Origin of the sequence: Vibrio sp. 10N.247.310.24 (genome assembly GCF_041467175.1) — a bacterium.
GTDB lineage: Bacteria > Pseudomonadota > Gammaproteobacteria > Enterobacterales > Vibrionaceae > Vibrio > Vibrio tasmaniensis_A.
The window spans coordinates 17,612-30,764 of sequence record NZ_JBFSUD010000056.1 but is presented as its reverse complement, the minus strand read 5'-3'; the positions used below and the strand labels follow the sequence as shown (position 1 = coordinate 30,764).

11 protein-coding genes are annotated in these 13,153 nt (G+C 40.2%); 9 read left to right on the top strand and 2 right to left on the bottom strand.

Translation table 11 applies throughout. The features are described 5' to 3' along the window. Positions 1 to 619 precede the first annotated feature (619 nt). The 9 genes from AB6E08_RS16415 to AB6E08_RS16375 are packed head-to-tail and all read left to right on the top strand — an operon-like array spanning position 620 to position 9,432. Entirely contained in the window at positions 620 to 1,120 is a 501-nt protein-coding gene (locus AB6E08_RS16415; RefSeq protein WP_017098612.1) for a toxin-activating lysine-acyltransferase, read from the top strand. Then, entirely contained in the window at positions 1,110 to 2,474 is a 1,365-nt protein-coding gene (locus AB6E08_RS16410) for a protein adenylyltransferase SelO family protein (protein WP_017098613.1), read from the top strand. Before AB6E08_RS16415 ends, AB6E08_RS16410 begins: the two co-directional genes overlap by 11 nt. An 11-nt stretch (positions 2,475 to 2,485) precedes the next feature. After that, complete coding sequence (locus tag AB6E08_RS16405) at positions 2,486 to 3,661, top strand: glycosyltransferase family 2 protein (RefSeq protein WP_372065363.1); 1,176 nt, start codon at positions 2,486 to 2,488, stop codon at positions 3,659 to 3,661. 51 nt (positions 3,662 to 3,712) lie between these two features. Beyond that, positions 3,713 to 3,970 (top strand): hypothetical protein, encoded by a 258-nt coding sequence (locus AB6E08_RS16400; RefSeq protein ID WP_371996925.1) that lies wholly within the window; start codon positions 3,713 to 3,715, stop codon positions 3,968 to 3,970. 51 nt (positions 3,971 to 4,021) lie between these two features. Continuing rightward, positions 4,022 to 4,360, top strand: coding sequence for a hypothetical protein (locus tag AB6E08_RS16395; RefSeq protein WP_017098605.1), 339 nt, complete (start codon positions 4,022 to 4,024; stop codon positions 4,358 to 4,360). A gap of 16 nt (positions 4,361 to 4,376) precedes the next feature. Continuing rightward, entirely contained in the window at positions 4,377 to 5,339 is a 963-nt protein-coding gene (locus tag AB6E08_RS16390; protein ID WP_017098604.1) for a radical SAM protein, read from the top strand. Between the two features lie 28 nt (positions 5,340 to 5,367). Further along, positions 5,368 to 6,654: an HlyD family secretion protein gene (locus tag AB6E08_RS16385; protein ID WP_135381467.1), complete on the top strand. Its 1,287-nt coding sequence runs from the start codon at positions 5,368 to 5,370 to the stop codon at positions 6,652 to 6,654. A gap of 2 nt (positions 6,655 to 6,656) precedes the next feature. Beyond that, entirely contained in the window at positions 6,657 to 8,801 is a 2,145-nt protein-coding gene (locus tag AB6E08_RS16380; protein WP_371996927.1) for a peptidase domain-containing ABC transporter, read from the top strand. After that, complete coding sequence (locus AB6E08_RS16375) at positions 8,794 to 9,432, top strand: DapH/DapD/GlmU-related protein (RefSeq protein ID WP_371707951.1); 639 nt, start codon at positions 8,794 to 8,796, stop codon at positions 9,430 to 9,432. The genes AB6E08_RS16380 and AB6E08_RS16375 overlap by 8 nt, the downstream gene beginning before the upstream one ends. Positions 9,433 to 9,629: 197 nt before the next feature. On the opposite strand, the gene AB6E08_RS16370 is transcribed toward AB6E08_RS16375, so the two are convergent. Both AB6E08_RS16370 and AB6E08_RS16365 read right to left on the bottom strand, forming a co-directional pair. After that, complete coding sequence (locus tag AB6E08_RS16370) at positions 9,630 to 10,820, bottom strand: hypothetical protein (RefSeq protein ID WP_371707952.1); 1,191 nt, start codon at positions 10,818 to 10,820, stop codon at positions 9,630 to 9,632. A gap of 206 nt (positions 10,821 to 11,026) precedes the next feature. Continuing rightward, positions 11,027 to 13,063 (bottom strand): hypothetical protein, encoded by a 2,037-nt coding sequence (locus AB6E08_RS16365; RefSeq protein WP_372065370.1) that lies wholly within the window; start codon positions 13,061 to 13,063, stop codon positions 11,027 to 11,029. Positions 13,064 to 13,153: the final 90 nt, after the last annotated feature.

Genomic DNA, 13,153 nt, shown 5'->3' with positions numbered 1-13,153 from the left:
ATGCAGCGGATTGCAAATCCGTGGACCTCGGTTCGACTCCGGGAGGCGCCTCCATCATTTAGAAAGCCCGATCAGAAATGGTCGGGCTTTTTTCATCTCTATAGTTTGCCAAATTATGCTGTTATAGGATGTCGCCATCGGAATAACAAATTTTTAGACATTCAATGTAGACAGTTGGTGAGTGGCACGGTTCTTCCCAACATGTTGCACTTTCCTCTACATTGAAAATATCCAATCCATTCTCATTTTAGATTTCTTTATTTTCAAGCCAGCATAACAGTTGATCATATACTTACTGAAGAAAGAGCCAGCATAATATTAAGCCGTTACAGCGAACCTCAATAAGTGTAAATACCATACCTGGTACCACCAGGGAGCTACTATAAGTTACATCCACATTACTCATATGTTAGCAAACAAGGGCTTTAATACGTAATTAAGTCTAAAGACAGAGTCGCCTAATTACACGAAGTCTCCCTCGCAAAATGTTGTAATAATTATGTTTATTAATAATAAAACTAGCGTTGTGAATCCAAATAATAACAGGTAGTAAGTGCTTTATTTAAACTTTAGTATTTAATATCGAAAGTACTAAATAACCGTAACTATGTAGGTTGTAATGAAAAGTAATCCTGTATCTATTCTTAACGGTAAAATATCCGGCCTACGCTATGGTCCTTTATCAAAGTTAGAAGTTACTCACGAATTAGGGCGGTTTGTAGAGGTAATGTCTAAATGTAATCAACGCAGTGATCTGAACATAGCTTCGTTTTTACACTGGATAAAACCAGCGGTAATTCATAGGCAATATAAGTTTTTAAAATTACCTAGCGATGTCGAATTTACAGGGTACGTTATTTGGGCATGGGTTGATGAATTAACGTTATCAAATTATATGACTCGACCTAGGTTCTCACTGAAGCCAATGAATTGGAATGAAGGGAGCAACTTAATAGTTGTGGACTGGTTTGTAGAGAAAAATAAGATCAGTCAGCTAAAAGAACTGTACAAGTTTTTCTTATCATCTACGAATCTTACTCTTGGTGAAGTGAATATTTGTATTCGGGATACTCAAGGAAATATAATTAAAACAAACAAACGGAGTCTGTATGGGTATTGAACTACTGAAAACATATAAGCTAGTTGGAACGCATAACACTCCGAGTGTAGGCAATGACTTGCCAGAAGAGTCCTTTGTTTCATTTGATGCTTATAAATTAAACGAAACTGAAGTTGTTTGGATCAATAGAAATCTAATTGAAAAATACAACATAGCGTTTGATGAAAATTTTCTTAAAGGAGAGTTGATTGACAATTTTAGCTACGTATCCAAAGGATATGCTAAGAAACAAAGAATGGAAATTAATGATAAAAAACAGTTCATGGCAGATCAATATGGTTCTCGACATGAGGTGTGCAACGGTGGTAGCGCTAGATGTGGATTAAACGGACATTTTCAAATTAAAGGTATTGGGCCCAACCCTTTAGTCGCTACGAATATATCTGAAAGTCACTCACATGGCAAATTATTTATTGATGAGGCTATTAGTGAAGCGATTTGGGGCGAGATTTGTCATAAGCATTTACCTTACGGAGCAATACGAACGTTAGCCATTATCAAAACCAATACAAAGCATAAATTTGGATATTTAGATGAAGCCCCTTACAAACACTGTGCTTTAGCAATAAGGGAAGTTTCAGTACGTCCCGCACACTTTGAGCGATGCACATTTTTCTGGCCAGCGGTGAATTATAGTTATCTTCGTGATAATGATGCTAATCGTGTGAGGAAGGCTTTACCTTACCTATCCAAGTTTCTGTTAGGTGGGGTTGAGGGTGCGTCACTTAGTGATGCTTTCAATAAAATGATTGATCGACTGGCCTGCCAGATTGCAGCATCGAGAGTTAAAGGTATTCCACATGGCTCTTTAACGAGCTCGAATATATCGGTTGACGGTCGATTTTTGGACTTTGGCACTATAACAGCTGTACCCGATTTCGGTAACTATGTACTGGCAAATGGTGTCGGGGCTGTATGGGATGACCATGCGCTCATCGAATCATGGCTCGTTAACTTCATTGATACTCTTAATCATTACTCGGAGGGCGACTTGACTCCAACTCAAGTTCGAGAGCACTCGTTTGGGTTTACAAGGTTACTTGATGAATATGAGAACAAGTTTTTGTTAATTGAGCTAGGGATTAAAGAACATTCAGGTTCTAATTTACAACAAGCGGGTCGTTTGAAAGAGCGACTAAAAAATGAGGATCGTAAGGTGATTACTCGTTTTAATGATCAAGAATTTCGAGAGAGCGTTTTAATAGAAGCAAAGAAACTTGGTCTTGATGTTAAGTCTGTTGAGTTCCCTTTACGAGATGCTAAATATTCAGCATTTTCCCTGCTTCAAGGGCACTTGAATACTAAGTACGACTATCAAACTGTTAGTCGCCTTGTTAATTGTTACTTAGCGTAAGTGAGATAGTTATGGTTGATGTAATTGAAGTGATTTTAATCGCAACATCTTTGTTCTCGTTTATTACAACCTTAGTTTTATTTGGGTTTTATAAACTGAAAAAATCTAAGTCTAAAAATAATAATGATCCGAAAGTTTCGGCCTTTTTACCTTTCTATAATGAAAACGAAGAACACCTAGTTTGCGCACTAAATAAGCTAAACGATCAAAATTATCCAAGTAAAATACAGGTAATTATTATTGATGATGGCTCCACAAACAACGCAATCAGTAGAGTTAAAGGGTGGATTGATAATACAGAGATGAACCATGACTTCCAAATAATAGAAAGGTCAGTAAATGGTGGTAGAAAAGGCTTCGCTTTAGATCATGTACTCGACCTTGGTGTAGCCACTGGTGATGTTTATGTTGTGGTAGATAGTGGTACTTATATCGAGCCCAATGGGATCTATGAGTTGGTAACCAAGCTTTGGTCTGATGAAAAATACGCCGCGGTTTGTGGATATATTACACCAGAGAATCATGAAGATAGTTTTATAGGTAAATTGCAACATTATGAACATATCAGCTTTTATGGAGCGATAAGAGCAGCGCAAGATAAGTTGGGTTGTGTACCAGTACTAGCGGGTGCATTCGTTGCTCATCGAGCTTCAGTGGTGAAGAAGTTAGGGGGCTGGAGCGAGTGGTTAGTCGAAGATATAGCGTGGTGCTGGAAAGCAATATCAAACGGCTATCGCACGGGCTATGCACCTAAAGCAAAGGCAACAACGCAATGTCCAACGGACGCAAAAGGATTATTTAATCAACGGAGGCGCTGGGCTCGTGGCCGAGTTGAAGCTTATACAGAAGCGTGGAAGACGCATTGGGTAGCAGGTCTATGCGCATCCCCTTGCTTTCTATTGACTGCGGTACAGTACATATTTCCATCTAGCATTATTTTATTTGGCTTTATGATTGCATTGGGAATTTGGATTCCCATTGTAATCGGCGCTGCCAATATAATGATTTACTTTTTACTAGTGCAGTCCTATATAAAAGATTTTGATTTATCTAGTGATTTGTCAAATCGGCAAATGTTTAAAGCACCAATATATTCAGCATTGCTAGAGTCTATAACATGGCTTCCAAATTTACTTGGTTATTCAGATGAGATTTTGGGCAAGAAAAAAGGCTGGTTAACAAGATAGTTTCTATGAGCGCAGTACTCTTTACTGTAATTTAATATAAGGAAATAACTTATGTATAACTTAAATGTTGAAGAAATTTCAATGGTTGATGGTGGTGGTGATGGGAACGCTAGTGATTATCCAGCATCTCCAGGATCAAATAGACCAATGTCTCAGACCAAAGGAGCTGCAACAGCTGCTTCTGCTGCGGCATGGGCTGGCGCATTTGCTGGATGTATGGCTGCAACTGGTGGACTTGGTGCTATCGGCTGTGCAGCAGCTGCAACAGCAGCAGCCGCTGGAACTGTAGGCGCGGGAAATACCAACTAACTAATAAGCTACAGCCCTTAAATCAAGGGCTGTATAATATAGGAGAAATTTATGGATGTTAAACATCTTTTCCCTAACGAACAATGCAGAGTATTAAATGGCTCAATTATTGTTTTTAATGGTTCAATATTCGGTGGGGTTAGAATTAAGCAGAATGAAGAAGGATATATTGTTTGTTCTTCATCTGAAATCAAATCTATTTCTTTGGTCTTAATGGTATTTTCTATTTTGTTGATGTTCTTTGTAGTTCGACTTGATATGCCATTATTTTATGTAGCGTTGATTTTAGGGGTGATCGTTCAATCATTATCTATTGTTATTACCGAATTTCGCATTCTTTATATTAAAACAAGAATTTACACATGTTATGGTAATTTACATGATAATTAGAGATATGGAATGTAAAATGAAATTTTTTGTAATAAATTGGGCATTGACGAATAACTGCAACTACAAGTGTAGCTACTGTCACTCAGATCTGCATAGTGGCTCGATTAAAGCTCCATCGTATGAATTTGTAGTTCAGTTTATAGATGAAATATTTAAATATTCCAGAAAGTTGGGACTGAAACCATATTTTGAATTTGGTGGCGGTGAAGTGACTATACTTAGATATTTTAGTGACCTAATCAAATATATCCATAAAAATACTGGGTTAGTCAGCATTGTTTCAAATGGTTCGAAATCTTTGAAGTGGTGGAGTGAAAACGGTAAATTTTTAAATGGTGTAAGCTTGAGCTACCATTTAACAGATATCAAGAGCGAGTCTCATTTTATTGACATATCAAAGGTTCTTGAGGCGTCTCAAGCCACTCGCTTTCACGTCAATATAATGATGATTCCTGAGCGGTTTGATGACTGTTTAGAGTTTGCAAACCGGCTAAAACAAGAAGTTCGTTGCTCTATAGCTTTGCAGCCACTTTTTGAAGGCTTTGGACATGGTGGGATTACTAATAAGTACCCATATACGACCAAACAAGAGCAAATAATGAAAGACTTCAGAGGGCGACCAGAGATCAAAAAGCTTCCTCCAGCAATGGCTGAGTTAGAAGTAAACTATGCAGATGGCAAAACCGAGAATCTATCCACTTTTGATTTAATTGCCAATGATCAAACTAATTTTGTTGGTTGGGATTGTTATGCAGGTATTGATAGCTTAGTCGTTACGTTTAGTGGTGATATTTATCGTTCTTGGTGTATGCAAGATGGCCCCATTGGCTCTATTTATGATGAAAATGTTGAGCTTCCTACCAATCCAACCAAGTGTAGAACTAAAATTTGTCAATGCGGTGTCGATTTGTCGGCGAAAAAAGTGAATACAAAGTTGATTTCAAACAAGCAACAAGAAATTGCTGTTATACAGCTTTAGCATCGTTTGTTAAGGGAAAGGATTACCCGTGGTAACAAGAGCTAAGCATTTATATAGACCAGAGTATTTTGAGGCGCAGAAATCAGACAATCAAGGCTCAATTTTAATTGACGCTTCGTTGAATCAGCATATGTTTTTAGCTGCATCAATATTTGTTCTGATGACTATTATTTTTTTCGTTGTTTTTGCCGAATATACACGCAGAGATACACTGAACGGAGTGGTAAGTCCGACTGGCGGTATTGTGAAGGTACAGGCTAATGATGAAGGGTATGCTGAAAGTGTATTTGTCACTGAAGGCCAGACAGTGTTCTCTGGAGAACCTCTATATGAGATAAAAACAGAGCGTTATGATGAGTTTGGGCAGGGCGTGAAAAAACGCATTGTTGCTACCATTGAAAGTCAAATTACTTTGCTAAACGAACGTCGAAATAAAGAAATAGAGAAATCTCGGCATCAACTAAAAGTCATTGATGATGACTTAGTTCGTTTGTCAGAAGAGGCCGGCATACTGGAAGTTGTCGTTGATTTATCTGAACAAGAGCTAAGCCTTGCTCAAAGTTTGGTTGATAAACAACAAGTATTGGTCAACAAGCAGTTCATTTCTTCTATTGAACTTCAAAGACAAAGACTCGAGTTAATAACACTAGAAGCTAAGGTACAAACACAGCACCTTAGTTTACAGAGATTGGTCAGAGAAAAGGCCAAGTTGGAAGATACGAAAGATACGTTACAGTTAGAACTTGACATTACCCTCCAGGAAATAGACCGCCAGCTTCAACAAATCGCTCAAAGTAAAATCGAATACTTTTATCAAACAGATACTCAGGTTGTATCACCGATTAACGGTGTGGTTGCGTCAATTTTCGTCAAGGAAGGTCACTCAGTTAATAAAGGTCAACCTCTACTCGTTGTTATTCCTGAGGGTGAAGAGCCTGTCGTTGTTGAGCTTTATGCGCCCAGTCGCAGTATAGGTTTTATTAAAGAAGGTCAGAATGTTCGTTTACGGTTTGATGCGTTTCCCTATGAAAAGTTTGGTGTTCAGCAAGGTGTTGTCGACTCCATATCAAAATCTGCAGTCTCCGCGGATATGTTACCAAATAGCCCGCTGATCCAAAGTCAGATTTCTCGTACGTATGGTGGTGTTGGGTTGTATCAAGTGAGAGTCACATTAGAGAAGCCAACCATTACTGTTTATGGGGACGAGCAAACGTTTGTTCCAGGAATGACATTAACCGCAGACATTGAACTTGATACACGTAAGGTCTACGAGTGGCTGTTAGAGCCTTTGTACACGATTAAAGGGCGAATATAACCATGCATACAGAAGGGCTTATAGATTGGGGGTGGGGGAAGAAACTCTCTTTGATCCGACAGACAGAAAAGGCGGAATGTGGTATCGCTTGTTTAGCTATGGTTGCCGATTGGCATGGTTATAAAACCGACCTACGCTCACTAAGGGCAAAATGCGGTATTACTCAGCATGGGATGTCGTTTGCTCGGCTTATTGAGTGTGGTGCACTTCTCAAGCTTTCGGGGCGGGCGGTTCGCTTAGAACTACAGGAATTGGAGCAATTAGCCACACCCTGTATTTTACACTGGAATCTAAATCACTTTGTTGTGTTAAAGAGAGTGCGTGGGAAGAAGATTGACATTCATGATCCTGCAAGTGGATCGTTGACACTAAGTTATGATGAGGTAAACCAACATTTCACAGGCATAGCTCTAGAGCTAACACCAACTCATGACTTCGAAGAAAAAGTGGAAAGTAAAGCCGTTAGGTTATCGACTCTCATTGGTAAAACCGTTGGCTTAAAAGGGGCGTTAGGACGGATTTTTGTTTTCGCATTGGTACTAGAGCTATTAGCGCTTACCTTGCCCATTTTCAACCAAATCGTGATTGATGAAGTATTGGTTGGATATGACAAAAACCTTCTTGTACTCGTCATTGGAGCCATTCTGATGGTAACTGCGACGCAAACTCTAATTGGTCTTGCCCAGCAATGGGCGGCAATCAAGCTGTCAGTGAACTTTAATATGCAGTGGGCTGCGAACGTTTTCCATCACTTGTTCCGGTTACCGATAGATTGGTTTGAAAAAAGGGATATAGGGAGTATTAGTGCTAAATTTTCCGCTGTGGATGTCATTCAGCAGACGTTAACAACCAGTGCAATTCAAGCTCTACTCGACTTAGTATTAGTTGTTGGCACTCTGTCGGTTATGTTGGTTTACAGCCCTGAACTCTCATTCATTGCCATCGCTGCTGCGTTAGGTTACATCGCTCTTCGGTTTGCGTGGTTTGGCGCGTTTAAACGCGCCGAAGAAAATACCTGGGAAGCCAGCACTCAAGAAGACAGTTACTTCATAGAGACAGTTCGCGGTGTATTAAGTTTGCGAGTCAATGGGACGTTACCTTGGAGGGAGTCGTCTTGGCGAAACCTCAATATTAATAGAAGAAATGCGCAGCTACATGAGCAAAAGCTCGGGATGATCTATAACACAATTAATGTGACCATTGTTAGCATTGTGTCTGCGACTGTTCTCTGGTTTGGTGCAAATTTGGTTTTGGATGGACTATTTACTATCGGTATGTTGATGGCGTTTCTTTCGTATCAAGGGCGTTTTTCTGCCAGCATTAGTTCACTAATCGATAAGTATTTCGAGTTTAAGATGCTATCTGTGTACAACGAGCGTTTAGCAGATATTGTCTTAACCGAAAAAGAAACGGATAACGAGCCTGATGTCATAGGGCTACCCGTTGCAATAAATAATCAGGGCGATAATGTTATCGAGTTTGACGAGGTATACTTCTCTTATGGAAAAGACCAACCTCCTATTCTTAACGGTGCAAGTTTTAGTGTAAAAAGTAATGAGATTGTAGCGTTAGTTGGGCCGTCTGGTTGTGGTAAGTCAACCATTTCTAAACTGCTATTGGGTATTTATTCAGTCACATCAGGTAGCATTAATTATTTCGGTAATAAATCGCCTGCCTCCAAATCTCTTAGAGCTCAGGTTGGCGCGGTGTTGCAAGAAGACCAGTTGTTTAGTGGTTCGATTATCGAGAATATTACATTCTTCGCTGGCGATTTAGATGAAGACTGGCTTGTGGAGTGTGCTCGTAGGGCGGGTGTTCACGATGATATCGAAAGCCTAAATATGGGGTACCACACGTTGGTTGGTGAGATGGGCTCTAGTCTCTCAGGAGGTCAAAAACAAAGGATTCTCATCGCGCGAGCTTTGTATAAAAAACCCAAGTTTCTCGTATTGGACGAAGCGACAAGTAGCTTAGATATCTATACGGAGTCGTTTGTCTGCCAGATGTTTAAGGAAATCAATACTCCTATATTGATGATTGCTCACCGCCCAGAAACCATTGCTTCGGCTGACAGAGTATTACTTATGGAGGGAGGTTTGGTTCAGGAAATTCCCAATAATTTTAAGCAGGAAGCTCAAGATGTATAAATCTGAAAGAATACTCTGCCCAGATAATCATTCTGAATTATCTGGTGCTGCATTGATGGAGCAATACAACCAATTTTTTGGTGGAGACGATTGGGTTACGTTCTCTGGATGCCCGGCTGTTACCTTGACTAAAGTAGGAGTTAAAGGCTTCGAAAATTTTCCAGAAGGGGATGAGGCTATTACTATCGATTCTGGTTGTTACATCGAGTCGTCTAACCTTCCTGCTTTCCCTTCCTGCATCACAAAGCTGACCAGCGTTTCAGTTAACGACAGGCCTTTTGGAAAAATAGTGATCGGGCAAGGTTGCGTGCTTCAAGGAACTACTATTTGTGCTTATGAAAAAGTATCTATAGGAAACAATGTTATGTTTGGTCCAAATACAGTGGTTATGGATTGTAGTGGTCATGCTCTTACTAATAGAGGTCATCCAGATGAGCTTGATCGTCTAACAGCTGAGCCCATAACAATAGGCAATGATGTTTGGATAGGTTATGGGTGTATTGTTTTACCTGGCGTTAATATTGGCGATGGAGCAGTTATAGGGGCAGGTAGTGTTGTCACAAAGGATATACCGGCTAATTGTATGGCTGCGGGTAACCCGTGTACTGTAAAGAAAAAGGAATTAAGTTAATCGAAAGTTGAGCTGGCAACATACACATACAAGTTTTCCCTAAACCACCTATTTTGATAGTGCTTCCTGTCACTTAATTTTCCCGAATGACTTGTAGCGGTCAATTGAGCTAGGAGGCACTCCGTTTACATCAAACTCTACAATATTGTGTAATGTCACTGTTGGTTCGTTTTGACAAAATTGTAAACTGGTCAATATTACCTAAAAGACAAAAGCTGATCAGTGAACTGTACTTTTTCGATACTGGATAACACGTTCAAGCCGTCACGCGAAACAACGGTATCATTAAGCTGAAATTTACCATTCCCCAGATCATGAATTTGGTATTCACTTTTAGGGCCATGGGCGATCACTGTATTTACCCCCGCGTTTCCGGTTACGCGGTTGTCATGCTGGTTGATCTCAATATTCGCATCATTGTTACCTGATAGCGTTAGTTTAGTAAGGTATTGAGAGTGATGAGTATAGGACGTCACTGGGTCATACCTCATTTTAAATGTTCCGGTGAATGTATCGGCAAGGTATGCATCGTAAGTTAATGTTGGAGAGAAAATCTGTTCTACTATCGCTTGTGCATCGGGGTCTTCTTTTGAGAAATCGTCGCGGGTTTTAACTTGGTATAACCCCCACATACCTTTGCCGTTGTATGCTCCCCAAAGCCCGTAGTAGCTATCAATTACAGCGGCAAAGTACTCTTGATCAACGCTGACTTCTTCTTGCCACTCTTCTAAAATATCACGGGGTGGTGTGTAAGCATTGTGTAATGCTTGTCTCTGTACCGCATTAAATTCTTTTTGAAATTCAGGTAATGCGGTTACTGCATCTTCAGGCGCGTTAAAAACCCCGATGCCATAGTCATGGACTAAATGCAGTATTTCCTCATAAGAGGCGTCACGATGCTCTTCATAATCTTGTTGGACATACCATTCACCGCCTTCAACCTGAATCTCTTCTTCGAACAAGGGCTGCCCGGGCAAGTCATCGTTGTATCGTGGCTCATCGTAATAATTCATTAGCTTTAGTATTGCGCCATTGTCGGCCATCGCGTTTGCAATCTCGCGTTTTGAGTCAGTGCTCCCATACTTAGTGCCATCAACAGGGGTTAGATAGTGGTTGAGAACATTGACGGCTTTGACTATTTGATAATCGCTCAGGCGATCCATAATCAAAATATGGATAGATTTGCCATTCGGGGCATTGACCGCGATATATCGGTTGTAGCCTGCTTGAGAGTATTCAACGAATTGAGAGGGAACGGCTTCAATCGTGACCCCATGTACAACTGACGGTGCTGCGTTTGCCTGATTGAATAGCGATTTATTTTGATTTGAACCGCATCCAATGAGAAAGATAGCTGTCGCTAAGGTAGCTAAAGATAGAGTTTTCATGACACACCTTATTATTCATACGAAGTATCAATATACGGAACTGAAGTGCGTTGTTTAGTGACAGAAGTTGCTGTTAGACAAACCCATACAATACCTTACAAAGCGAGGCTTAATTCGTTGCTACTAACTTTACCGGCTGCGAGTGAAGTAAAAATGAAAGCCTCAAATCAATGGACATGATTTTGCTACCAGATTTGAGTTCTTTGTTAGGGGGGATTACTTGTCGTTTCAAGATACGTGAGAGTGGCTTGAAGAGTCGTTGAGGATCGGCGATCGAATTCACTTTCAAGTATTTCATAAACCGTATGTGCTTCAAAGTTTGCCAACTGTGGATAAAGTAACGGCTCTTCCAAAAGCAACCCGATCAGTTTCTTATGGGGACACACACCACTAAGCGCAAGTTGATTGAGCGCTGCGTGCTGAATGCCGATATACGAATGTTTGATTAATTCTAATAATTGTTGCTCGTCATTGATGTGTTTTATTAAGCCGACTCTTAAAGATAAGCAGGGTGATGACATCAGTGACAAACGGTTCTGTTGTATCCAATCATCGCCAAGCCAGACGAGGATGTCGCCGATATTTTCGGATTGCTCATCTAGCAAGAGTTCTAACACGAGTAGATTAAAGCGTGATGTTTGTACATCGGAAAAGCTTATGCTGTGTCTACATAAGGCATGAATCAAGGCGTAAAACGCCGCTTTGGTTAGATAACTTATTTTGTCGTCAGAGCAAAGGCTGCGCAGCCATGTTTTGTTTGAGCAAAACTCTAGAGCGATCGCTTGATTTTCTAGAGCCTCTATCTTTGCAGATCTGTTAGAACGCTTCTTTACTGAAGTAGAAGTAGAAGTAGAAGTAGATGCGACGGTAGAGTCAGCGTTAGAGATAGCTGGTGAGTGAGCTTGTTTTAATGCATCAAGTGTTGATGTAATAAGTGCTGGTTGAGCATTAGCGTCAATGATTTCCGCGCTAATCATTTCATTTATAGGGGCAATGTTCGTTGCTGTTCTACTTTTTACTGAAGAAGCCGCAACTATGATACCTGATGTCCCTAAAGTGAGTTCTTTTAAATAGCTTTGGTGGCTAGTTTTTGGGTTTTTCGAAAGGTGTTCAATTAACAGTCGCTTGATAGAGTTACTGCAAGCTTCCTGCTGAAGTTGTTGACGAATAAAGGCGACGCTAAGTTGTTCGGAAGTTTCAGTTAATAAGCTGTTTAGGCTGTCGAGTTGTTCTGACTCTTCCAACTTTGAAAACACTTGATAGAAAATGGGTATAAAGTGGTTAAGTTGCAGCTGTTTGTGCTGACTCTCCAAACTGCAAATCAGCAGAAGGAGCGTTGTGGTTGAATAAGCAACATTGGGTTTTTCTTGAAGATGGTCAATGACGTCCAGCTTATCTTTGCTACTCATTAGCCCTGTGAGTGAGTAGAGCGGTATACCAGATAGCAGTAACTCAAAATTAAGGTGCTTTATATCTACTAGGTAATTCCATTTCGCTAATTGATGTACGGAACTTTTTCTTATTGATGGATCTGAATGAGACAGGCCGTTTAAAAACACCTGCAGATATTCACGACAATCCATTTCAGATAGACGCTGAAATGCCACTTTTTGGCAGCTAATATCAGGGTGTTGTGTGGCTTTGTATAATACGACTTTGTCTTGAGTGTTTCTCAAAAAAATCCGAGTATCAGCGGTGCTTTTGAGTACGTTGTTTTCATTTAGCAGAGTCGGGGAGTGGCGCGAAAGTAAAGCAATGAGTTTGCCTTTTAGATCTGGCTCGGGGTCATTCTGAAGTCGGTGTAGTAAACGCAGAGACTGTTCGTGATCTAGTTGGTGTTTGTGATTGTCTAAAATCCGCGCAGCTATCAAGCTGATGTCATCTCCGTCATTCCAACCTCCATCCCAGTAGTCATTTTCGTCGCATACTGCTTCTAATAATACAGGAACAGCGAGTAGAGAGTGTTGGTTGTTCTCAATAGCCATTAACGATGCCAATTTAATTTCGCTGTCGTCCCAGTATTGATAGCAGTTGAGGATGGGCTCAATAGGCGCTGCATTATCTAAAGCGAGGCATTCAAGACTAGTAATAACAAGGTCAGGGTTCTGGGACGCTAACCTTTCTATAATCAGATATTTAGTGTTTTGAAAACGGCTTAATATTTGTGCTGCCAATACCTGTTCGGATAGGTTTCCAGTCAAGTAGATGTGTTTAACTTTGTGAAGTAATTTATCTAGAGACATTTATTTAAGCACCACTGAATTAACAAGTTTGAATAATAACTCTTATCATTTCTAATTGTATGATCCTAATCATATCTTTAATGTTTCATG